Annotated in this window: 22 protein-coding genes; 7 read left to right on the top strand and 15 right to left on the bottom strand. The window is 66.9% G+C overall.

Annotated elements, in window-relative coordinates; translation table 11 throughout:
- Nucleotides 1-95: 95 nt before the first annotated feature.
- A complete protein-coding gene (locus L8F97_RS02425; RefSeq protein WP_242146398.1) occupies nucleotides 96-608 on the top strand; it encodes a YdcF family protein in 513 nt (170 codons plus the stop codon).
- A 64-nt stretch (nucleotides 609-672) separates the two neighbouring features.
- Here L8F97_RS02425 and L8F97_RS02430 read toward each other — a convergent pair whose 3' ends face one another.
- The 3 genes from L8F97_RS02430 to L8F97_RS02440 form a co-directional block, all read right to left on the bottom strand.
- Nucleotides 673-942, bottom strand: a complete 270-nt coding sequence (locus L8F97_RS02430) for a DUF3253 domain-containing protein (protein WP_313931884.1) — start codon at nucleotides 940-942, stop codon at nucleotides 673-675.
- Nucleotides 939-1,229 (bottom strand): UvrB/UvrC motif-containing protein, encoded by a 291-nt coding sequence (locus L8F97_RS02435; RefSeq protein ID WP_409929001.1) that lies wholly within the window; start codon nucleotides 1,227-1,229, stop codon nucleotides 939-941. The genes L8F97_RS02430 and L8F97_RS02435 overlap by 4 nt, the downstream gene beginning before the upstream one ends.
- A 73-nt stretch (nucleotides 1,230-1,302) precedes the next feature.
- Nucleotides 1,303-1,986, bottom strand: coding sequence for a TIGR02281 family clan AA aspartic protease (locus tag L8F97_RS02440; RefSeq protein ID WP_242146399.1), 684 nt, complete (start codon nucleotides 1,984-1,986; stop codon nucleotides 1,303-1,305).
- A gap of 977 nt (nucleotides 1,987-2,963) precedes the next feature.
- Between L8F97_RS02440 and L8F97_RS02445 the strand changes: the two genes are divergently transcribed.
- From L8F97_RS02445 to L8F97_RS02470, 6 genes are all read left to right on the top strand, one after another.
- Entirely contained in the window at nucleotides 2,964-3,371 is a 408-nt protein-coding gene (locus tag L8F97_RS02445) for a DUF2946 family protein (protein ID WP_242146400.1), read from the top strand.
- Between the two features lie 113 nt (nucleotides 3,372-3,484).
- Nucleotides 3,485-5,680 carry a TonB-dependent receptor gene (locus L8F97_RS02450; RefSeq protein WP_242146401.1) on the top strand — a complete coding sequence of 732 codons (2,196 nt, stop codon included), beginning with the start codon at nucleotides 3,485-3,487 and terminating at the stop codon, nucleotides 5,678-5,680.
- A 12-nt stretch (nucleotides 5,681-5,692) separates the two neighbouring features.
- Nucleotides 5,693-7,081: a PepSY-associated TM helix domain-containing protein gene (locus L8F97_RS02455; protein ID WP_242146402.1), complete on the top strand. Its 1,389-nt coding sequence runs from the start codon at nucleotides 5,693-5,695 to the stop codon at nucleotides 7,079-7,081.
- Between the two features lie 2 nt (nucleotides 7,082-7,083).
- Nucleotides 7,084-7,758: an ABC transporter ATP-binding protein gene (locus tag L8F97_RS02460; RefSeq protein ID WP_242146403.1), complete on the top strand. Its 675-nt coding sequence runs from the start codon at nucleotides 7,084-7,086 to the stop codon at nucleotides 7,756-7,758.
- On the top strand, nucleotides 7,758-10,247 hold the full coding sequence (locus L8F97_RS02465; protein WP_242146404.1) for an FtsX-like permease family protein: 2,490 nt from the start codon (nucleotides 7,758-7,760) through the stop codon (nucleotides 10,245-10,247). Before L8F97_RS02460 ends, L8F97_RS02465 begins: the two co-directional genes overlap by 1 nt.
- The gene (locus tag L8F97_RS02470; protein WP_242146405.1) at nucleotides 10,244-11,311 is read left to right on the top strand and encodes a carotenoid 1,2-hydratase; all 1,068 of its coding nucleotides are present in this window, start codon (nucleotides 10,244-10,246) and stop codon (nucleotides 11,309-11,311) included. Before L8F97_RS02465 ends, L8F97_RS02470 begins: the two co-directional genes overlap by 4 nt.
- A 3-nt stretch (nucleotides 11,312-11,314) precedes the next feature.
- Here the strand turns inward: L8F97_RS02470 and L8F97_RS02475 are convergent, their stop codons facing one another.
- The 12 genes from L8F97_RS02475 to L8F97_RS02530 are packed head-to-tail and all read right to left on the bottom strand — an operon-like array spanning nucleotide 11,315 to nucleotide 22,437.
- Nucleotides 11,315-11,596, bottom strand: a complete 282-nt coding sequence (locus L8F97_RS02475) for a cytochrome C oxidase subunit IV family protein (RefSeq protein WP_242146406.1) — start codon at nucleotides 11,594-11,596, stop codon at nucleotides 11,315-11,317.
- Nucleotides 11,593-12,213: a cytochrome c oxidase subunit 3 gene (locus L8F97_RS02480; protein ID WP_242146407.1), complete on the bottom strand. Its 621-nt coding sequence runs from the start codon at nucleotides 12,211-12,213 to the stop codon at nucleotides 11,593-11,595. The genes L8F97_RS02475 and L8F97_RS02480 overlap by 4 nt, the downstream gene beginning before the upstream one ends.
- Nucleotides 12,210-13,880: a cytochrome c oxidase subunit I gene (gene ctaD / locus L8F97_RS02485; RefSeq protein WP_242146408.1), complete on the bottom strand. Its 1,671-nt coding sequence runs from the start codon at nucleotides 13,878-13,880 to the stop codon at nucleotides 12,210-12,212. Before ctaD ends, L8F97_RS02480 begins: the two co-directional genes overlap by 4 nt.
- 49 nt (nucleotides 13,881-13,929) lie before the next feature.
- The gene (gene coxB / locus L8F97_RS02490) at nucleotides 13,930-14,844 is read right to left on the bottom strand and encodes a cytochrome c oxidase subunit II (RefSeq protein WP_242146409.1); all 915 of its coding nucleotides are present in this window, start codon (nucleotides 14,842-14,844) and stop codon (nucleotides 13,930-13,932) included.
- Nucleotides 14,841-15,596, bottom strand: a complete 756-nt coding sequence (locus tag L8F97_RS02495; protein ID WP_242146410.1) for an SCO family protein — start codon at nucleotides 15,594-15,596, stop codon at nucleotides 14,841-14,843. Before L8F97_RS02495 ends, coxB begins: the two co-directional genes overlap by 4 nt.
- The gene (locus tag L8F97_RS02500) at nucleotides 15,593-15,880 is read right to left on the bottom strand and encodes a hypothetical protein (RefSeq protein ID WP_242146411.1); all 288 of its coding nucleotides are present in this window, start codon (nucleotides 15,878-15,880) and stop codon (nucleotides 15,593-15,595) included. The genes L8F97_RS02495 and L8F97_RS02500 overlap by 4 nt, the downstream gene beginning before the upstream one ends.
- Nucleotides 15,873-16,736: a hypothetical protein gene (locus tag L8F97_RS02505; RefSeq protein ID WP_242146412.1), complete on the bottom strand. Its 864-nt coding sequence runs from the start codon at nucleotides 16,734-16,736 to the stop codon at nucleotides 15,873-15,875. Before L8F97_RS02505 ends, L8F97_RS02500 begins: the two co-directional genes overlap by 8 nt.
- On the bottom strand, nucleotides 16,733-17,224 hold the full coding sequence (locus tag L8F97_RS02510; protein WP_242146413.1) for a c-type cytochrome: 492 nt from the start codon (nucleotides 17,222-17,224) through the stop codon (nucleotides 16,733-16,735). The genes L8F97_RS02505 and L8F97_RS02510 overlap by 4 nt, the downstream gene beginning before the upstream one ends.
- Nucleotides 17,221-17,733, bottom strand: a complete 513-nt coding sequence (locus L8F97_RS02515; protein WP_242146414.1) for a quinol:electron acceptor oxidoreductase subunit ActD — start codon at nucleotides 17,731-17,733, stop codon at nucleotides 17,221-17,223. Before L8F97_RS02515 ends, L8F97_RS02510 begins: the two co-directional genes overlap by 4 nt.
- Nucleotides 17,730-19,088: an NrfD/PsrC family molybdoenzyme membrane anchor subunit gene (gene nrfD, locus L8F97_RS02520; RefSeq protein WP_242146415.1), complete on the bottom strand. Its 1,359-nt coding sequence runs from the start codon at nucleotides 19,086-19,088 to the stop codon at nucleotides 17,730-17,732. The genes L8F97_RS02515 and nrfD overlap by 4 nt, the downstream gene beginning before the upstream one ends.
- A complete protein-coding gene (locus tag L8F97_RS02525; RefSeq protein ID WP_242146416.1) occupies nucleotides 19,088-21,787 on the bottom strand; it encodes a molybdopterin dinucleotide binding domain-containing protein in 2,700 nt (899 codons plus the stop codon). The genes nrfD and L8F97_RS02525 overlap by 1 nt, the downstream gene beginning before the upstream one ends.
- Entirely contained in the window at nucleotides 21,775-22,437 is a 663-nt protein-coding gene (locus L8F97_RS02530; protein WP_242146417.1) for a cytochrome c3 family protein, read from the bottom strand. Before L8F97_RS02530 ends, L8F97_RS02525 begins: the two co-directional genes overlap by 13 nt.
- Nucleotides 22,438-22,481: the final 44 nt, after the last annotated feature.

Below are 22,481 nucleotides of genomic sequence, written 5' to 3' on the forward strand. Positions count from 1 at the left end.
ACTGGCTTCCATCATTTCGTCGTGCCGCATCGTTACGCAACCGCATCGTACCAGAAGCCGTTCTCAGGCACCATCGACGTAGCTGGAAAGTCCTCATGCCAAAACCACCTTCCGGCCAGCGCACGCTAGCAGTCGTATTTGGCGCTGCTGTCCGCCCGGATGGCAGCGCGAGCCCCGCATTGGCGCGTCGCGTCGGCTATGCCGCAGCAGTTGCCCAAGCCGATCCAAATGTGGATCTGTTTCTTTCTGGCGGGACTGGTGCATACCCGCCATCCGAGGCGGCGGTGATGGCGGATCTTCTGGCCGGGGCAGTCTCTGCCGAGCGGCTGATCCTGGACGAGGACAGCGTCGACACGCTGGAGACAGTCCGCGCCGCCGCCGCGCATGCCCGTGCCAATGGTTACGCGATGATCCTGACCTGCACCGACGCCTATCATCAACCACGAGTAGGGATGCTGTTCCGGCTGCTCGGACTCGCCAGCCGGCCGGTTCGTCTTGCCGCGCGCGGGCCGCGACAGTTACGCTTGAAGATGTGGCTCCGCGAAGGGGCAGCAATTCCCTACGATCTCGTCGCCGGGATAGGCGCGGCGTGGCGCGGGCGAGCATAGGGTGCATAGCTGACAATCACCAAGGCTGCTGCTGCCTCCGTCCATCTGGCGGCGGTGGCGCCTGTCAGCGTGTTCGCGTGTCTCGCGCTATTCGGTATGGACCGACCCGCGCTGATAGACGCTTTCCTCTCCAGGAAAGGCGTACAAGCCCTTCCGTCACCAACACATCGACCGCAGCGTGGACGACGGGCATCGCGTCCCGCCACGTGGCAATCACGCCCTGCGTATCTCCTGCCGTGATCGCGCGTGCGACCTCGCTTGGGCAGACCGTCGCTTCGGGCGCACGCGCGGCGAGTAGCGCAAGCGTAGCCGCCCGCGCATCCGCCAAGTTCACGGCCGGCGGGACCGGCCACGCGAAGTCCGGCCGGTTGTCATCAGGTCAGGTTTGGGCGGCGGTTGCCAGCCCTGTGGAGGTACAACGCGTTGCTGGCTGGTTCCGAGCCCCATCGACCCCGGTTGCTGGCGTTCCAAACCCGCACCGATGGCCTGTTCGGCTTCGTTCGCGCTCGCGCCGCCGCGCATCAGGCTGATCCGGTCGCGGCACCGCTTCGCCTCCTCGAAATCCAGTGCCTGGGCCGCAGCATCCATGCGCTGTTGCAGATCCTCGATCGTTTCCATCATGACGGCCAAACGCGCGACCGACATCTTTGGCCGCAATGCTCACGCGCCGCTAAGCCGCGGGCGCTTCAACTGTTCAGCTTCCCTGGCGACCTTGGTGCACTGGCGCGGTTTTCGCCACGGGCACGAGGATCAACGTGCGCCCCTCAACACGCCAGGATGCAAGTTGAGACAGGAAATTCATGCCGAGAATGTCGGTATGCCCGAGCGCTGGCGAGATGACGACCTTCAACCCGCGCGCCCTGATGCCACCGAGGCTGAGATGATCGATCGTGCCTGTCTCGGCGCGGATGATCCCGTTTGCGGTCTGCATCATCACTGGCATCAAGCCCATATTTCGCGCAACCGATGCGAGATCAGCCGTTTCGCTCGACAGAGCAGTCACGGTCGCACCGCTGTCGATCAGCATGCGACGTGGCACTCCATTGATGGCCGCCGCAGCCCAGAAGTGGCCGTCCAGCGCCATGGGAACGCGAACCTCGCGGCCCGCGACTGTCTGGGCATCCAGCCCCAACCGCGAACTGATCCGGGCGAGACCAGGTTCGTATGGGGCCTGCTGCAAAACCATAAACAGGCACAGCGCCAGCAACGTCACGGAAAACAGCGCCCGAAGTATGCGGCCTACGTAAGGAACGCGAAACAACAGCGAGAGCAGTACGGCAGCACCCAGAGCATATAGCGCAAGATGCTGCCACTGCGGGTTAATGACAATGCCTCTGGCGGCGACGTTGGAAATCGTGTCGATCTGGCCGGCCCTCACTATCGCTGCATGCCTAGACGCCGCGAAACTTGCTTTGCATCGCCTCCACGTTACGTCGGCTATGCCTGCACATGGAAATCGAAGCGCTGCCGGTTCTCCGCGCGCACCGTAACGGTTGCCAGACCGATACGCTGCTGTGCCTCACTCCAGGCGGTTCGGTTCCGGTCACCATCCTAGCTTAGGCTGTTAACAGACCGCGTCTTCAGCGGTTCCCAAGGTCGCCTGAACGCCGAACCTGGTTTGCCTGATGAATGGGTCCGCCAAGCTGGCGCATCTCGACGAACCATGCGCGTCTCGCAACCACGCAGCATTCATATTTGTCTGCAGCGTCCTTGATTCTCAGGAACATGGCCACATATCTCCCTCACTGTTCAACAACGGAAAGGAGGTGGTCGAATGTCTCATTGTCTCACGCCGCTCGCGGCACATCTGATGGACGCGACCTCCGCTGCGGGGGATATCCGCGCCTGACGATCCCTCGTGATCGGCTGACAATGGAAGGGCCGTCCTGCAAAGGGCGGCCCTTCGATTATCTGACGACGAGGATTGGCGAAATACCGCTGAGTTCGCGAGGCACATACCTCGTAAAGCGGCGCTGCTGATCCGGTCGCCTGTCAGCAGCCAGCCACTCATCCAATCGCCCGTGTTCGCACAGAGCGGCGCGACATATGTGAGCGCTCCAAGGTAGGTAGCGCGACATCCTAACTGCGGCTGCCGCTTTTGGCGTGGTAGAGCATGACGGGTCGCGTGTCGTTGGTTTCCCAGCCACAAAGCCAGACCTGTAGGCTAAAGTCGGCAGCCACGCAGACGCCGCTCCGCCACACGTTCTCTGGCGGTTGATGACGAACGAGCAAATGTTGGTTAATGCTCCGCCATTGCGCCGGAAGGTTTGTGTTGGCTCCTGCCAGTCTATCTCCTGCTGCAGTTTAAGGTGATTTTGGCGTGACGGCGCCACGGTCGCGCCGTACTGGAGCACGATGACCGGCTACCGCCTCGCACTGCACCAACAGCGCACGCTTGCGCTTGTGCTGGTGGTCGTTGCGCTGCTTGCTCGGATGCTGATTCCGACCGGGTACATGCCGGTCGTTCAGGGCAGTAGCTTCGTGATGGTGCTCTGCCCCGGCCAAGGTGCGATGCCGATGGCGCATGCGACGATGCCCGGTATGGATCATGCCGGCGATCACCACGACCCCAAGCCGATGGCGGATGGGATTTGCGGCTTTGCCGGCGTCGCGATGGCTGCGACATCGGTGACCGATCCGATTGTACTCGCGCTCGCCATCCTGTTCATCGTCGCAACCGTGTTCCGGCGGCCACCACCACCGCTGGTTGCACCGATGCGCTTCGGCTGGCCGCCGCGAACCGGACCACCCCTGCCCGCCTGACCGGCCGCGACATCGCGCCGGACCGAGAGTGATCGACCGTCGCACATGCCGCGACGGTTTTCTTCGGCGCGGCCGGCGGTGTTGCACCGCGGCCCGATCAACAGGGTTATCGCATGTCCTACTCCATACTCGCTGCGGGCGTTTCGCTCATAACGTTCACCGCGCCGGCCTTTGCCGAAGACGTCGCTCCGCAGCGTGACATCATCGTGACGGGCCAACCCGACCTGCCCGATCTTGACCAGCCGACCGATACCGGCAGCCGCCTTGGCCTGTCGGTGCGCGAGACGCCCGCCTCGATTGAGGTGCTGACGCAGCAGGACCTCCAGATTCGCGGGCTTCGCACCTCGAAGGACGCGTTTAACGATATCGTCGGTGCGATCGCCGGCAACGTGCCGGGCAACCCGGCGGTCATCAGCCTGCGCGGATTTTCCGGGTCGGCGGTGTCGATTTTGCAGGACGGCGTGCGGGTCTCAACTTCCACCGTCGTCACGCGCGACATAAACACCTGGCATTACGACCGGATCGAGGTGCTGAAAGGCCCGGCATCCGTCCTGTACGGCGAGGGTGCGCTGGCGGGCGTGGTCAACAAGGTGACGCGCAAGCCGGTGTTCGACGGCACGCATATGGATGGACTGCTCAGCTTCGGCAGTTTCGACACGCTGGAGGCGGCGGCGGGCGTGAACTACACCCTGTCGGACACGCTGGCGGTGCGTGCCGACGCCAGTTACCAGCGCAGCGACAGCCTGTACGACGTGAAGGACAACGACACGCGTTCGACTGGGCTGACCGCTTCCGCCCTGTGGAAGCCGAGCGCGGACCTGTCGGTACTGATCGGCGTCGATCATTTCGCGGATCGCTACGATTCGAGTTATCAGGGTGCGCCGTTGGTCGCGCTCGCCACTGCGCGCGCGCCGAGCGATGCGGTGCGCACCACCAACGGGCTGGTGCTCGACCGGGCGATACGGCGCGAGAACTATAATCCGTACGGCGGCTATTCCGGCGCGAACGAGACGACGCTGCGCTCGCGGATCGAATGGACACTGGGCAGCGGCTGGAAACTCGCCAACGATGCGCAATATTATTGGGCGAAGCGCGATTTCGTGCTGAGTGGCGACCAGAACTACACCGCGCCGACGCCCGCCTTCCCGAACGGCAGCGTGGCGCGATCGGTACAGCGCATCTTCCACGATCAGCGGTTCTGGACGGACAGGCTCGCCATCAGCAACGACAGCGTGATCGGCGGCCTGCGCAACCGTTTTACGCTCGGCGGCGAGTATGACCACACCTGGTTCGTCAACCCGCGCCAACAAAGTCCGGTCGGTGCGGTCGCGCCGGTCGATCCCTATGCGCCGGTGGTGGGCGGCTTCCCGATGAGCGGAGTCTATACCACCACCAACGTGGTCTATCGCTCGCGTCTAGACCAGCAATCGGTGTTCGCGGAGAATGCGCTGAACCTCACTCCGCGCTGGCTGATCGTCGGCGGGGCACGTTACGATCATATCGATCTCGATCGTTACATCACTAACCTCAACGCGGGCGGTGCGCTGACGCAGGCGCATCCGAGCTACAATCCGTTCTCGTGGCGGATCGGCACGACATGGGAGGCGATCAAGGGCGTGACGCTATATGGGCAATATACCACCGCCGTGGTGCCGGTGTCCTCGATCCTGCTCCAGTCGATCGCCAATACCGCCTACCGGCTCACCACCGGCCGCAGCGCGGAGGGCGGCTTCAAGGCGTCGCTGTGGGGCGACCGGATCGGCGTGACGGGCGCGGGCTACTGGATCGAGCAGCGCAACATCCTCACCCGTGATCCGAACGACCCCAGCCAGAGCATCCAGGGCGGGCGGCAGTCGTCGCGGGGGGCGGAGCTGACGATCAGCGGCAATGTCACGCCGCAGTTCCAGCTTACGGGCGGCGCATCGTACGTGAAGGCGAAGTACGACGAACTGATCGAGGTGATCGGCACCACCCGCTTCGACCGCGCCGGCGACCGGCCGATCAACGTGCCCTCGACTACACTGAACGCGAGTGCGCTCTACACGATCAAGCCGCTGCCGGTGACGCTCGGCGCGTTCGTGCGGCATGCCTCGGGGTTCTACACCGACACGGCCAACACGATCCTGGTGCGCGGGCATACCACACTGGACGCATCGATCAGCTACCGCGTCGCGCCACAGGCTACGCTGACGGTGCGGGGCCGGAACCTCACCCAGGCGTTCTACGGAGAATATTCCGGCTATCCCGCCACCAACGTCTACATCGCCGCGCCGCGCAGTTTCGACGTCGCGCTCGCCACGCACTTCTGAGAAGGAACCGCCATGGCGACCCTACCCCCTTCGCGGCTGTACCGGACGATCTGGCGCTGGCATTTCTATGCCGGGCTGATCGTCGCGCCGTTCCTGCTGATCCTCGCGGTGACGGGTTCGATTTACCTGTTCAACGACGAGATCAACGACCGGATCTATCCCGAACAGCGCTTCGTCGCACCGCACGCCGCCAGCGTGGCCGTCTCGACGATGCTGCGCGCCGCGCTCGCCGCGCATCCCGGCGGCGCGACGCGAATCGACATGCCGACCGCGCCGAACCGATCCGCAGTGGTGTTCGTGACGCCGACCCAAGGCGCGCCGCTCCGCGTCTCGGTCGATCCCGGCAGCGGGCGGGTGCTGGGCAGCATCGTGTACGAACGCACGCTGGTCGGCTTTGCCGATACGATGCACGGTTCGCTCACCATCGGCACGGTCGGCGACCGTATCGTCGAGCTGGCGGCGTGCTGGGCCCTGCTGCTGATCGCGTCGGGGGTGTATCTGTGGTGGCCGCGCGGGCGCTCCGTCGCCGCGTTCCGGCTGCGACCGCGCACTAACGGGCGGACATTCTGGCGCGATCTGCACGGAGTGGTCGGCATCTGGACCGTTGCGTTCATCGCCTTCATGCTCGTCACCGGCCTGCCCTGGGCGGGGATCGAGGGTGACCTGATCCAGCGGGTCAGCGCGGCGGCGGGGGTCGGCTATCCACCGTCGCACTCCACCCATAATCCGCCCAAAAGCGTGCCGATGAAGCAGGCGCTCGGCGCGGCGCCGTGGACGCTGGAAACGATGCCGATGCCGATCTCCGGCGAACATGCCGGCCACGCCGGGCATGCGATGGGCGCGGGCGCGTCCGACGCTGCGACGATCACCGGAGCCAACCGCGCCGCCGCCGTGTTCCGCGCGCATCACCTCAGCGGCTACCGGCTGTTCCTCCCCGCTGGGCCGACTGGCGTCTACACCGCCTACACCTACCCAGACCAGCCGGAGGGGCAGCGCACGCTCTACGTCGATCGGTGGAGCGGCAGGCTGATCCGCGAGGTCGATTTCGCGGAATACGGCATCGTCGGCCGCGCGGTGGAGCTTGGCGTGCAGCTGCACATGGGCAACTACTTCGGCCTCGCCAACCAGATCGTGATGCTGATCCCCTGCCTCGCCGTCATCACCTTGGTGGTGAGCGGCTTCGCGATGTGGTGGAAACGGCGCCCGGCCGGTCGCCTCGCCGCGCCGCCGCGCGTGGCCAACGCGCCGGTGGCCGGGCTGATCGCGATCATCGTGGTGGCAGGCGTGGTGATGCCGTTGCTCGGCGCATCGTTGATCGTGGTGGTGCTGATCGATCGCGCGGTCGTGCTGTTCGGGCGGAGACGCGCGTTGACCGGCGGCGTGGTTCGGCTAGGCAGGTGACGATGCCGCCCCCGCCCCTCCTCCGCGTGTCAGGTGTCGCCAAGTCGGTGCCGGGTGGCAGGCGGCTGTTCGAGGGGCTCAACCTCGATATCGCGGCCGGCGAGCTGGTCGCGATCCTCGGTGATTCGGGGGTAGGCAAATCGACCTTGCTCAACATGCTCGCCGGGCTGGACGGTGTGGATACGGGCGAGATTGCCGTCGAGGGCACGGTCCTCGGCACGCTCGACGCAGCGGCGCTCACCCGGCTGCGGCGTGAGCGGATCGGCTTCGTGTTCCAGGCCTTTCACATCCTGCCCTATCTCAGCCTGCGCCAAAACATCGCGCTGCCGCTCGCGCTCGTCTCGGCCGATCGCAAGGCGGTGGCGGAACGCGCGCAGGCGATGCTGGAACGGGTTGGCCTGGGTGCGCGCGGAGACAGCTATGCGCGCGATCTGTCCGGCGGCGAGTTGCAGCGCGTGGCGATCGCGCGCGCGCTGATCCATCGCCCGGCGCTGATCCTCGCCGACGAACCGACCGGCAATCTTGACGCCGAGACGGCGACGCGCATCCTCGCGCTGTTTGCAGACAGTGTACGCGCGGGCGGCGCGGCGGCAATCCTCGTCACCCATTCGCACGCCGCCGCCGCCATCGCGGACCGCACGCTCGTCCTCACCCCAGCCGGCCTGATGCCGGCCTGATGCGGGCGGATACCGGCTTCCTGCGGGCGCGGCTCGCGCTCGGCTGGATGATCCTTGGCGAATGGCGTGCCCACCCGGCGCGCTGGCTGCTGACGGCGGTGGCGATCGCGATCGGCGTGGCGCTCGGCTTCGCGGTGCATCTCGTCAACGGCTCGGCGCTGGCCTCGTTCGAGGGCGCGCTCAACAGCGTCAACGGCGCGGCGGACCTACAGGTCAATGCGCGTACCCCGCTCGGCTTCGATGAACGTCTGTATCCGCGGCTGCTCGCTGCGCGCGGCATCGCCGATGCCAGTCCGGTGGTGAAGCTTGATGCGCGCGTGGGCGCGGTGCGGCTGACGCTCCTCGGACTCGATGCGATCCGCGCCGCGCAGGTGACGAAATCGCTGATCGGTATCGGCGCCAGCCCCGGTGACGCGTTCGCGGAGGATGCGCTGTTCCTCTCCGAAACCGCGCGGCGGGCGTTGGGCGTGAAGACCGGAGCGCGCGTGACGATCACCGCCAATGGCCACGCCGTGCCGCTGCGTGTGGCGGGAACGCTGCCCGGTGTGGCGGATGGGCAGAGCATTGCGGTGATCGACATCGCGGCTGCGCAGTGGCGGTTCGGGCGGCTTGGGCGGCTCGACCGCATCGACCTGAAGCGCGCGGACGGAGCGGACGATACGGGTCTCGCCGCGCGCCTGCCCGCCGACGCGGTACTCGGCACCGCGCGTAGCGATGGCAGCCGCACCGATGCGCTGTCGCGTGCGTACCGCGTCAACCTAGACATGCTGGCGCTCGTCGCGCTGCTGACCGGCGGGTTCCTGGTTTTTTCCGCGCAATCGCTATCGGTCGCGCGGCGGCTGCGCGCGTTCGCGCTGGTGCGGACCCTCGGCTTGCCGCGCGCCGGCATCGTCGCGACCGTCGCGGCGGAAGGGCTGGTGATCGGGCTGATCGGCGCGAGCGTGGGGCTGGCGATCGGCTACGCGCTGGCGTGGGCCGCGTTGTCGATGCTCGGTGGCGATCTTGGCGCGGGGTATTTCGCCGGCGGCGGCGCGCATCTGGTGTTCGCGCCATGGGCGGCGGCGGGGTTCTTCGCGCTTGGGCTGGTCGCGGCGATCGGCGGCAGCGTCGTGCCCGCGCGAATCGCCGCGCGCGCCGCTCCGGCGGCGGCGCTGCGCAATACGGGCGACATGATCGATCCGCGCGCGCGGATCGCGTGGGCGCCTGCGCTGGTGCTGATCGTCTGCGGCGGCGTGGCGGCGTTGCTGCCGGCAGTGGGCGGGCTGCCGCTGTTCGGCTTCGCCGCGATGGCGCTGATCCTCGCCGGAGGGATTGCCGGCATGCCGTGGCTCGCGCGGGCGCTGCTCGCGCCGCTCGCGCGGGCGGACGGCCGCAACGTGCCGCTCGGCCTTGCGCTACGCCATCTCCACGGCGCGCCGGGGCAGGCCGCGACCGCGCTGTGCGGGATCGTCGCCAGTACCGCGCTGATGATCGCGATGGCGATGATGGTGTTCAGCTTTCGCGGCGCGGTCGATACATGGCTCGGGCAGGTTCTCTCCGCCGATCTGTACCTCCGCACCGAAGGCGGCGCGCTCGACCCTCAGGCACAGGCGAAGCTTGCGCGGATCCCCGGCATCGCCCGCGTCGCCTTCAGCCGCCAGATCCCGCTGTCGCTCGCCGCCGATCGTCCGCCGGTAGTGCTGATCGCACGGCCCGTTGCGACCGGGGAAGCGGACCCGAGCCTTGTGTTGATCGCCGGCTCCACCACGGCTCAGCCGGGCGCGGTGCCGGTGTGGGTGTCGGAACCAGCGGCGCGGCTATACCGGAGGCAAGTCGGTGATATGGTCGCACTGCCGTTCCACGCGCGCTTTCGCGTCTCGGGCGTGTGGCGTGACTACGCGCGGCAACAAGGCGCGATCGTGATGCGCGACGGCGACTACACGCGACTGACCGGCGACGCGAGCCGTGACGAGGCCGCGATCATGCTGCGACCGGGTACGCGTGGCGACACCGTCACCGCTGCCTTGCGCGCCGCCGCGCCGGGCGTGGCAATCACCGAGCCTGCGACGTTGCGGCGCTTCGCGCTGCAACTGTTCGATCGCAGCTTCGCCGTGACCTATCTGCTGGAGGCGATCGCAATCCTCGTCGGCCTGGCTGGGGTGGCGGCGACCATGTCGGCGCAGACGATCGCCCGCACCCGCGAATTCGGGATGTTGCGCCACATCGGCGTCTCGCGGCGGCAGGTCACCGCGATGCTGGCGAGCGAAGGCGCGCTGCTCGGCGCGATCGGCGGGATCGCCGGGATTGGTCTTGGCGCGGTGCTGGCGCAGGTGCTGATCCAGGTCATCAATCCGCAATCGTTCAATTGGACGATGGCGACGCTGGTGCCGTGGGGGACGATCGGCTGCGTGGCGCTGGCGCTGGTGATCGCGGCATCGGTGACGGCGATCCTTGCCGGTCGGCGTGCCACGGCGATCGATGCGGTTCGCGCCGTGCGGGAGGATTGGTGATCCGCGCCGCCGCCCTGCTGCTCGCCGCCGCCGCGATGGTCGCGGCCAGTCCAGCTGCCGCGCCATACCCGGTGGTGCGCCCCGGCCGGGCCTTCGCCTTTCCGACCGATCACGGCGCGCATCCGGCGTTTCGCACCGAATGGTGGTACGTCACAGGTTGGCTCCGCACCAAGACAGGCAAGAATCTCGGATTTCAGGTGACGTTCTTCCGCACCCGCCCCGGTGCTGGCGAGACGAACCCGAGCCGCTTCGCGCCGCGTCAGATCCTTTTCGCGCACGCCGCGCTATCCGATCCCGCCACCGGCCATCTGCTCCACGGCGAGCGCGCCGCGCGCGCCGGCTTCGGCGTGGCGCAGGCGCGGATCGGCGATACCGACGTGAGCCTGCGCGACTGGCGGATCGTGCGGCGGCCGGACGGGCATTTCGCGACTAAAGTTGCCACGCCCGACTTCACGCTGACCCTCGATCTTGCCCCGCGTCAGGGCGTAATGTTGCAAGGGCAGAACGGTTACAGCCAGAAGGGGCCGAAGCCGGAGCAGGCGAGCTACTATTACTCGCTGCCGCATCTGGCCGCGGCAGGGCGGCTGACCCGCGACGCCCGGGCCGAGCCGGTCACGGGCGAGGCGTGGCTCGATCGGGAATGGTCGTCCGACTATCTCGGCGGCACGGCGACCGGCTGGGACTGGACCGGGCTGAACCTCGATAATGGCGGTGCGCTGATGGCGTTCCGCATCCGGCGCGCAGACAGCGGGACATTGTGGGCGGGCGGATCGCTGCGCCGCAAGGATGGCACCCTCACCCGCTTCGCGCGCGGCGACATCCGGTTCGATCCCGTTGCACGCTGGCGTTCGCCGCGGACCGGCGCGGTTTACCCAGTTGCGCAACGTTTGACGGTGAAACTGCCGGAAGGGGCGCGCAGCTTCACGTTGCGGCCGCTGTTCGCCGATCAGGAACTCGATGCGCGACGCAGCGGCATGCCGGTGTATTGGGAGGGCGCGGTGCGGACCGAGGGCGGGCGCGGCTACCTCGAACTGACCGGCTATGCCGATCGGCTGCGGATGTAGCCGTCAGCGCGTGAGCAGATCGGCGAACGTCAGTACGTAAAGGAAGCTAGCCCATACCAAACCGGCCAAGGCAGCGATCCGCACAATCCCGCTGGCACCCTTCAACTGCATGAACAACAGTGCGATCAGCAGCGCCTTGGCGAGCGCGATGGCCAGCCCCGTCTCGGTCTTGAACGGCAGTCCCGGCACGAACGCATAGACGATCGTCAGCGTCAGCAGCGCCATGAGCGCCGCCCAGATGCGCAGCGGCTTGACAAGGACGTGGTGGCGGTCCTCTCGCGTCATCGCCCAGCCAGATACAACAAAGGGTAGAGGAATACCCACACCACATCGACGAGGTGCCAATACAGCGCGGTACCCTCGGCAGTGGTCCAGCGCGCGGCCAATTGGTCGCGCGGGATCAGCAACATACGCGCCACGATGCCGAGGCCGATGGTCAGATGGATGGCGTGGACGACGGTGACGGTCCAGTAGAACGCCCAGAATTCGCTCGCGCCGGTCTGCGCTATCGGAAAGTCGCGACCGGGCAGCAGATGCTCGCTGACGTCCTGCCAATATTCGAAGCCCTTTACCGTGACGAAGCAGAGACCGAGCGCAATGGTCGCGACATACATCGCGCGCGCCAGCGACACCGCGCCGACACGCACCGCCCGCTCCGCTATCGCCATCGTCAGGCTGCTGGTGAGCAGCACGACCGTGTTGATGCTGCCGAACCACACATCGGTATGGCGCGCGCCGGCGATGAAGCCAATGGGATGTTCGACACGAGAGACGGTGTAGAACAGGAAAATGCCGCCGAAGAACAACGTCTCGGTCGCCAGGAACATCCATACGCCGAACTGCGTCGCGACGCGCTGGCGCTCGGCATCCGCCCACGGTTTTTGCAGCGCGGTGTCGGTCACGGCGTTTGCGCCTGGTCGGTCGGCGCGGCGGAGTGCGGCGCGAACCCTTCCGGGTGATAGCCGTACGGCTTCTCGGTCACGATAGGAGGGCTGGCAAAGTTCTCCGTCGGCGGCGGCGAGCTGGTCTGCCATTCGAGACCGGTCGCATCATGCGGATTGTCGTCGGCGCGTGGCCCTTTGACGAGGCTCCACGTCAGGTAGAACAGCGGCCAGAGATAGGCGAACGCCAGCACCACCGCTCCGGTCGAGCTCATCACCTGCCACGGCTGAAACTCGGGTGGGTATTCGTGATAGCGGCGCGGCATTCCCATGTAGCCGAGGATGAATTGCGGGAAGAACGTGAAGTTGAACCCGAAGAACATGCTCACCGCCGCGAACTTGCCCATCGTTTCCGAATACATCCGTCCGGTGATCTTCGGCCACCAGAAGTGCAGCCCGGCGAAGAACGCCGATACCGATCCGCCGACCATGATGTAATGGAAATGCGCGGTGACGAAATAGGTGTCGGTCAGCTCGACATCGACCGGCAGACTGGCGAGGAACAGCCCGGTCAGCCCGCCCAGCGTGAACAGCCCGACGAAGCCCAACGCGTACAGCATCGGTGTCGAGAACCGGATCTGCCCGCGGTACAAGGTGCCGGTCCAGTTGAACACCTTGATCGCACTCGGCACCGCGATGACGAAGCTCAAAGCGGAGAAGACGAGGCTCGCGAACGGCGACTGCCCGCTGACAAACATGTGGTGGCCCCACACCATGAAACCGATCAGCGCGATCATCAGCATTGCGTAGACCATGAATTCATAGCCGAACACGCGACGCCGCGCCTCGCAGGCGATCACCTCGCTCACCACGCCCATCGCCGGCAAAACCATAATGTAGACGGCGGGGTGGCTGTAGAACCAGAACAGATGCTGGAACAGGATCGGGTCGCCGCCCGATCGCGGATCGAAGATCGGCATGCCGAATGCACGCTCCGCGAACACCAGCAGCAACGCCATCGCCAGCACTGGCGTCGCCAACACCATGACGAGACTGGTGGTGTACATCGACCACGCGAACAGCGGCAGGCGCATCCACGTCATGCCCTTGGCGCGCAGCAGGTGGATGGTGGCGAGGAAATTGATGCCGGTCGCGATCGAAGAAAAGCCCGCCACAAACACCCCCGCCGCCGCCAGCAGAACATGGCTGTTCGAATACAGGGTGGAGAATGGCGTGTAGAAGGTCCAACCGGTATCCACCCCTCCGGCAAGCAACGCGAACAAGGTCAGCAGACCGCCCGACAGCCACAGATACCAGCTGAACAGGTTGAGCCTGGGATAGGCCACTTCGTCCGCGCCAATCATCAGCGGCAGCAGGAAATTGCCGAGCGTGGTCGGTATCGACGGCACCAGGAAGAACCACACCATGATGACGCCGTGCAGCGTGAACACGCGGTTGTAGGTATCCGCGCTGAGCAGATCACCCTTGGGGGTGACGAGTTCGGCCCGGATCAGCGTCGCCGCCGCGCCGCCGAGGAAAAAGAAGAAGGTGATGCCCGCCGCATACAGCAAAGCGATACGCTTGTGATCGGTGGTGAGCAGCCACGAGCGCACAGTGGTACCATTGGTAAGGTAATTGCGCTCACCAGGTTCGCGAGCGAGCAGGCCGACTTCCGGCGTTTCGGTCATGCGACCCGCTCCGGCCGTTCGGCACAGCGGGAGGGCGAAAACAGGTCCATCACTTCACCTTGCCCGACTTCAGATACGCTACCAGCTTGACCACGTCGTCCTCGCTCGCCGTGCCCTCGTAGGCTGGCATGATCGGCGCATAGCCTGCCACGACCTGCTTCTGCGGCATCAGGATCGAGTCGCGTAGGTACCCCTCGTCCGCAGTCACGAAGCCACCGCCCGTGATCGGCACCGGCTTGCCGTACAGTCCGGCGAGGCTCGGCGCACGCACCACCGCCGACCCGCCGTGGCACCCCGAGCACCCCATCTGCACGAACAGCTTGGCACCCTGGTCTGCAAGGCTGTCACCCTGCGGCTGCGCGCTCGACCAGCGCGCGTAGTCGGCGGCGCTTTGCACGATGATGCCGCCGATCATCCGGCTGTGATCGGTCCCACAGTATTCGGTGCAGAACAGATGATAGGTGCCGACCTTCGACGCCTGAAACCACGCTTCGACATAGCGGCCCGGAAGCACGTCCTGCTTGATGCGGAAGGCGGGCACGAAGAAGCTGTGGATCACGTCCTGGCTGGTCATCACCAACCGCACCGGCACGCCCACCGGCGCATGCAGCGCGTTGATCTCCCGCGCGCCATTCGGATGTTCTAGCTTCCACATCCATTGCTTTGCGACGACGTGTATCTCCATCGCGTGCTTGGGCACCTTGAACTGTTCGGTATCAAGAGCAGCGGCGAACCAGAACAGGAAGATGAACACGAACAACGTCGCCGCCGTCCAGCCGATCTCGATCTCCCCAGACAGTCGCTCGGGAACCGGCCCGCGCGGGACGTTGGTGCCGCGCCGGTAGCGGAAGCTGAACAGCAGCACGAGGGTGCCGACGAGCAGCATGATCGCGATCGAAATGCCCGTCAGCATCCAGAAGATGCGGTCCACCTGTGGTGCGAGCGTGGAGGCCTGCTCCATCATATCGGCCGCCTCCGCCTAAACAGGAATATGGCGAGTGCCGCCAGCAGAAGTACGGACAGCGCCTGCATACCGACCACGATCGCCCGCCCGTATGGTCCGTGCGCGGAGGCAAAGCCGTAGCAGAGGTGCGCCACCCGTTCGGTAAAGCTTGGAGCCGTGGTACCAACAAGTGCGGCCTTCATCGTGGCGGCGGTGAGCGCCATTTCGGGCAAGAGCGCGCGTAGCCGGCCGTCCGCGCCAAACACATACACGGACGCGTCGTGCGCGAACTGATCGTTGTCCGCATCATAGACATATCCGTAGCCAAGCGCTTTAGCCGCAGCCGGCGTGGCATCCGCATCGCCGAGCAGCAAGGTGGTGGCGCGGGTGACGCGTGCGTCCACGCTCATCTTCTCACCCATCGCGCGTGCCTGCGCGGCACCGTCCTTCGGATCGAGGCCGACCACCGCGACGCGGTAATCGGTGCCAGCCTGTAGGCCGGTCTGGGAAAGCGCATTCTGCGTCAGCCGCAGCCCCGGCGCGCAAATGTGGGCACAGGTATAATCCGCGAAGATCAGTACGAGCGGATGCCCCGCCGCGACCGCGCCGAGCGTGACCTGCCGGCCCGCCAAATCGGCAAAGCGCAGGTCCACCGGCAGCGCTGCCTTAATCCCCGGTCGCGCCACTGCGCGGGCGAGTTGATCCGGCGTCAGCGCGGCCGACGCCGGTGCGGCGGCGAGCAGCATCACGATGGTCAGCAGCCAAGCGATCATCGTGGCCATCCTGCGGCGACAACAGCTTGTTTGGCGGCATCGACCTGCGCGTCGGTCCGCCGCGGTGGCGCAGGGCGAACGGGGTCCATCGCGCCGTCATGCACATAGCTTTCCACGCCGGGGGCGGGGAACGGCGTGACCGGGTGATGGCGAACCGCGAAATCCCGTTCGTAAAGCCAGCCCGCCGCTGCGACCAGCGCGAGCAACGTCACCGGGATCGCGACCGCAGCGATCATCGCGCGACGCTGCGGCACTTGCCAGCCCTCCGGAGCATCATCAGCCATGCGCACGGCTCCACCATCCGACCCCGGCAGCGATCAACGCGAGCCCGGCCGCAGCCGAGAGCCACACCGCGACCCCACCGCCGACCCACCAGCCGTTAGTGACGAACAGCGCGATCAGCACCGCCACGCCGGCAGCCCGCTCGCCGCTACGCCCCGGCCGCAGCCTCAGCAAGGCGACCGGCGTTGCCAGGCCCGCAATCAGCGCCATCCATACCGCGACCGCACCCCACGGCGAACTGCGCACGACGTAGAAGCCCACCCGCGACGGGAGGTTGCCGAACCAGAGGATCAGATAATCCATGAAGATCAGATAGCCGAGACCGAGCGCGGCCGCGACCATCAGCTTCGCCATGTCCGCGCGAAACCGCGCGTCACCACGCCCCAGCACGAGAACGAGCGCACAGGCGCCCGCGATCTGCTCGACAAACAGCATCATCCCCGCCGACGACACGGTATGGCCCGGCACCTCACCCAGCAGCCAGTCCATCGCCACGGGGGTGACGAACGCCGCATACAGCGCCAGCATCACTGCCGCGAACGTCACCGAGGCCCCGCCCGCCAGCCGCACGCCGGCAAAGGCGAGCATTCCGCACGCGATCACCGCGCGTACGCCGACCAGTCCGGGGTTCATCCACAATGCGAGATGCGGCGGCAGCGGTGTCGCCATCTGCGCGAAGCCAAGTACCGCCGCGCCGACGATCACCAGCCGTGTCGCTGCGGGCGGCGCCAGCGCATCCGTCCACCGCGCGCCTGTCACCCGGCCGATCGCGGCAAGCAGCACGCCACCGATCAGCGGCGCACTCGCGGTCAGGAACAGCACGCGCCACGCGGCGGCAAGGACGGGGGCGATGCTCATTGCGCCCGTTCCGGCAGGCGTTGCAAAGCCTTCACGTAAGCCGCGACCGCCCAACGATCGCGCGGATCAACCCGGTCGGCATAGGAATACATCACGCCGTGGCCATGTGTGATGACGTCAACGATATAGGCCGGCGGCGCGGCGATCAGTCGCGCGGTGTGGAAGGACGGCGGCTGCGGGAAGCCGCGCCGCACGATCATGCCGTCGCCCCTGCCCTTCGCGCCGTGACATTCCGTGCAAAAGATTTCGTAGCGCTCCTGTCCACGGTCCATCAGCGCGGCGGTGAGCGGCGGCGGCGTAGCGAGCGCCGCATCTCGCGCGGCCTGATCCGTCGCTATCGTACCTTCGGGAGGGGCGGCGCGCGGCGGCCCGCCCGGCCACAATGCCTCGCTCGATTGCGGACTGCCTTTCTCCTGCTTCTGCATCGACAGATCACAGGCGCCAAGCAAAGGCAGCACCAGCACGAGGATGAGCATCGCCGCCCTCATGACGTCACCAGCCTGCTGTGCGTGGCGCCGGCTTGCGCCATGATCCCCAATACGGTGGTCGCGTCCTGCGCATCGCAGGCGATGGCGAGCACGAACGCGCCCTGGCTGGCGCGCAGCATCTCGTCGATGTCGAAGGCGTGGTGATGGAGTTTGGTCAGCCCCGCGTTACGGAACAGCATAGCCACGCCGCCAATCGCGCCCGCCAGAGCGCCGACCTCGACCGGTGCGACTAGGAAGGCGGGCCAACTGAACAGCGGCCGGCCGCCTTCATTGAACGGGTAAGCCCAAACGGCGCTCCAAACCTCGAGCGCGAACAGCGCGATCGCGCCAGCCAGGCCCACCCAGATCACCGCCGCCCGCACCCCGGCGCGACCGACGCCCTCGCCGAGCGACTCCGCAGCATATGGCAACCACTCGCCAACCACGCGGCGCCCGTCCGCGACCAGTCGCACGCGTGCGCGCAAATATGGCCCTTCATCTTCGAAACACGCGAGCGCGAGCGCGGTCATGCCCGCTCCTCCGCCACCAGTTTGCGCATCTCGTGCATGGACACGACCGGCAATATGCGCGCGAACATCAGCAACAGCATCACGAACGCAGCCACCGTGCCGCCAAGGATCAGGAAATCGACCAGGGTGGGCGCATAGGTCCGCCAGAAGCTTGGTTCATAGCCGATCGACAACGTGTTGAGGATGATGAGGATACGCTCCAGCCACATCCCGATCAGCACCGCCACCGAAACGCCGACCAGCATCGGCACCGACGTCCGCAGCCGCTTCACCCAGAACAGCTGGGGCGCAAGCACGTTGCCGGCCAGCATCGCCGCGTAATATGGCCAGTAATCGCCCGTGAATTCGTAGCGCACCACGCGCACGTCCGCAGCCTCGCCGCCCCATAGCGCGCCGAACCACTCTGCGGCATAGCTCGCCCCCATCACGATCCCGGCGGCAAGGATGACCCGCGCCATGGCATCGAAATGGGCGGGGACGATCATCGCCTCCAGCCCCATCGCACGGCGAAGCACCAGCGCGATCAAGACTACCATTGCGAAGCCGGAGAACAGCGCGCCGACCACGAAGTACGGCGGAAACACGCTCTCGTTCCAACCCGGCATCAAGCTGGCCGCGAAGTCGAGGCCGACGATCGAATGGACCGAGCACACTAGCGGCACGGCGACCGCAGCCATCGTGCGGTGCAGCCGCTCCTGCGCGCGCCACTGGGCGGGGCTGCCCTGCCACCCCATCGCGAGCAGTCCGTAGAACCGCCGCCAGCCGCGCCGGCCGGGCCGATCACGCAACGTCGCCAGATCCGGTACGAGCCCAACGTAGAAGAACATTACCGAGAACAGCAGGTAGCTGAGGATCGCCCAGAAATCCCACACCAGCGCGGACCGCCATTGCGGCCACAGCGCCATGGTGTTGGGGTAAGGCGCGAGCCAATAGAAATACATCGGCCGGCCCAGGTGGAGGATCGGGAACAACCCGGCCATCGCCACCGCGAACAGCGTCATCGCCTCGGCGAAGCGGTTGATCGAACCGCGCCACTTTTGCCGTGTCAGCAGCAGCAGGGAGGAGATCAGCGTACCGGCGTTGCCGATGCCGATCCACCACACGTAGTTCGCGATCGGGAAGCCCCACACCACAGCGGTGTTGTTGCCCCACAGGCCTGGCCCGTAGACGAAGCTGAAGCCCACCGCGAGCGCACCAACGCCGGTTCCGAGCGCACACACCGCCATGGCAATCCACCAGTAGCGACCGGGCGTACGGTCCATCAGCGGCGCGGCGACCGTCTCGGTCACGTCCTCCAGCGTCCGCAGCGACGGCAGCGTCCAGCGTCGGCCGGAAGGACGCGTATGCGCCTCCATCAGACGTTCTTCCGTTTGGCGAGATAGGTGGTGCGCGGTCGCGTGCCGAGTTCCTCCAGCAGCGCGTAGTGGCGCGGGTCGGCGCGCGCGGTCTGGATGCTCGCGTCGGCAAGCGTGCCAAAGGTGATCGCGCTTGTTGGGCAGGCAGCCTGACAGGCGGTGACCGGCGCGGCGGGTGTACCACCGGCATCTGCCTCATGCGTGGCGGTGGCGATACGCTGCACGCAATAGGTGCATTTCTCCATCACCCCGCGCGCGCGGACGGTCACATCTGGGTTACGCTGCGCCGTCACCGACGCATCCTCGGCATCGCCCCACAGCGACGCGCCGGCGTAATCTAGGAAGTTGAAGCGGCGCACCTTGTACGGGCAGTTCGCCTCGCACGTGCGCGTGCCGACGCAGCGGTTGTAAACCTGCACGTTCAACCCCTGCGCATCATGGACCGATGCCTCGACCGGACAGACCGGCTCGCATGGCGCCGCCTCGCACTGCATGCACGGCACCGGCTGGAAGCCCTCGCCTTCCCCCGTCTGGTAACGGTCCACGCGTAGCCAGTGCATGTCGCGGCCGACGCTCATCTCGTGCGGGCCGATCGCCGGCACGTTGTTCTCGGCCTGACAGGCCACCACGCAGGCGTTGCAGCCGATGCAAACATCCGTATCGATCGCCATCGCCCATTGCGGCGGTGCATTGTCCTTCGCGGGCGGGTTCGGCAGCAGCGAGGGGTGCTTGTCCGGCACCGGCATCGCCGCGCCGGGGGCGAGGACGGGAAACAGCTTTTCGAGTTCACCGGCCAGCGCGAACTGATGTTGCGTGGTGACGACTGCGATGCGGCCTTCCGCCCTGGTGATCTTGAGCGGCGCATGCGCGTCGAGCACGAACGCGTTGGCGCCGATCCCGTCCGCCACAGCACCAGTGCCGTCGCGGCCATAGCCCGCCAGCAGCGTCGTCACGCCGCGGGCCTGCCCGGGGACCGCACGTACCGGCAGCGTGATAACGCCGCCACGCTCGATCCGCACCATGTCGCCATCGATCACACCCAGCGCAGCCATGTCGTCGGGGTGCATACGCGCGCTCGCCCCCCACACTTCCTTGGTGAGCGGTTCCGGGCATTCCTGCGCCCATGCGTTGGCCGAGAGGCGACCGTCATACAGCGTCGGCGAGGGTACGATCGAAAGGCTCGCGGCGGCGGTTGGGATCACCGGCAGCACCAACCTTGCCGCACCCGGTACAACTGGCGCGGCGGCGGTGTCCGGCACGACCCCCGCCGCCACGACCTTGCGCCAACCGTCCGCGCCAAGGCTCGCCCAAGTCTCACGAACACGCGCATAGCTTTTCGGTGCGGCCGCGGGATCGAGGATCAGGTCGACCACATCGCTCGGGCAGCGCGTATCCCACATCGGGCGGATCAGCGGCTGCGCGATGCTGGCGGTACCGTCTGCGGCACGCCAGTCGTGCCAGCCTTCGAGCGGATGCGACAGGGGCACCTGCCATGTCGCGCGCGCGCTGGTCTCATCCGGAATGCGCACCGCCGCGACAGTGAGCGGCACCTTCGCCATCGCGTCGGCGAAGCGCAGCCCGGGCGGCGCGGCGTAGCAGGGGTTGGCGTCGATGATGACGAGCGTGTCGATCCGCCCGGCGTGCATGTCGCGCGCGAGCCCGGCCAACGCCGCGCGGTGCGGCGTCGCATCGGTGTCGACCGGTGCGAGGTAATCGACCGGTGCGCCGACCTGCGCGTTGAGCCACGCGGCGAAGGCATGGACCTCGGCCGGCTGGTGATCCCCCGCCAGCACCAGCGGCTTGCCACCGGCGCGCAGCATCGCGGTGGCGGCGATCAGCGCGCGGGCAAGGTCGGACGGCACCGGCGGGCGCGGCGCATCGGTCAGCGCGGCATGGAGATAGTGACAGGCCAGCGCGATCGCCTGCGGGCCGGCGGGCACGCGCAGGTCCGCCATCGCGCCGCTGATGCTCGGCGATCCCTCAAACGCGATCATGCGCGGCATCGGCGCGGTCCGCCGCCGCTGCGACCATGCGCGGGCGAGCGCGACCTGCTCCGGCCCCGGTCCGAGCGGATCGGCATCGAGCAGCAGGATCGCGTCCGCCTCGGCCAAGCGGGGGCGCGCGGTCAGCCGCCGCCCGAACGTAGCTTGCGTGCCGGCGAGCGCGGCATCGTCATCAAACGGCTCCCACCGCACGTGGCGCGTGCCCGGCAGCGCCGCCTTAAGCGCCGCAATCCGCGCGAGCATCGTCGGCGAGGTCACGCGCCCGGTGAGCAGCGCCAACCCCGAACCGCGACGGTGCGCGACACGGCCATAGAGTGCGCGCGCCGCTGCCGGCCAGTTGGATGGACCAGACGGCCCGTTGACTGCCTGCAGTCGCTGCGGGTCGTAGAGGTCGAGGATTGCGCTTTCGGTGAACACGTCGGTCGCGCCGAGGCTCGCCGGATGCGCGGCAAGCCCCTCCAACTTCACTGGCCGCTCGTTGACGACCAGCCCTGTCACGCCGCGCGCATAGCCGGCAAGCGGCAGCGCACTTGCATAGCGACGCACCTGTCCCGGCAGCGTGCCGTCCGGCTGATCGACGAGCGGGTGGATCGTCTCGTCGGGCTTACTGCATGCCGCCACGCTGGCCGCCGCACCCGCCGCGAGCAGTTTGAGCAGCGCGCGCCGCCCGATCGCATCACCGCCTACCGGTGACATGTCGAACAATCGGTGAGGTTGCGCCCCGAATGGACGATCCGCAGCATCGTCTGACGGGCGGCGCTGCGATCGGCGTCGGTGCGCTTGTCGTAGGGGGCGGACTGGAAGCGGCGATCAGATGCGACGATCCTGTCCTCGGGCGCGCGATGGCAGTCGAGGCACCATTCCATCGTCATTGGCGCGGCCTTCCGGGTGAGCGGCATGCGGCGCAGATCGCCGTGGCACGCCGCACACGGCACGCCATTGTTCACATGCGCGTGATGATCGAAGTAGACGTAGTCCGGCACCTTGTTGACACGCGCCCAGGCGAGCGGCTTGCCGCTGGCGAGGCTCTCGCGCACCGGCGCAAGCAGGGCGGCGTTGGTCCAGAGTTGCGAGTGGCAGGTCATGCAGGTGTGCGTCGGCGGCACGCCGGCGTTCGGGCCTTTTTCAACGCCGGTGTGGCAATACCGACAATCGATGCCGAGTTCCCCTGCATGGTGCTGATGGCTGAACGGCACCGGCTGTTCAACAAACGCGCCCTCGTTCGTGCCCGCATCTGTCCGCGCCACCACCGCTCCAACCAGAAGCAGCAACGCCGGCACGATCATGATCGCGGCAATCGCAATCCGTGCCAGCGTGTTCGCTCCGGGTTGGAACAGCTGCGGCATTATTCCCCTTGTTCATCCAACCCGTCGGCGAAACGACACGCCAG

The sequence above is a fragment of the Sphingomonas sp. BAUL-RG-20F-R05-02 genome (assembly GCF_022662305.1).
In the GTDB taxonomy this organism is placed as follows: Bacteria; Pseudomonadota; Alphaproteobacteria; order Sphingomonadales; family Sphingomonadaceae; genus Sphingomonas.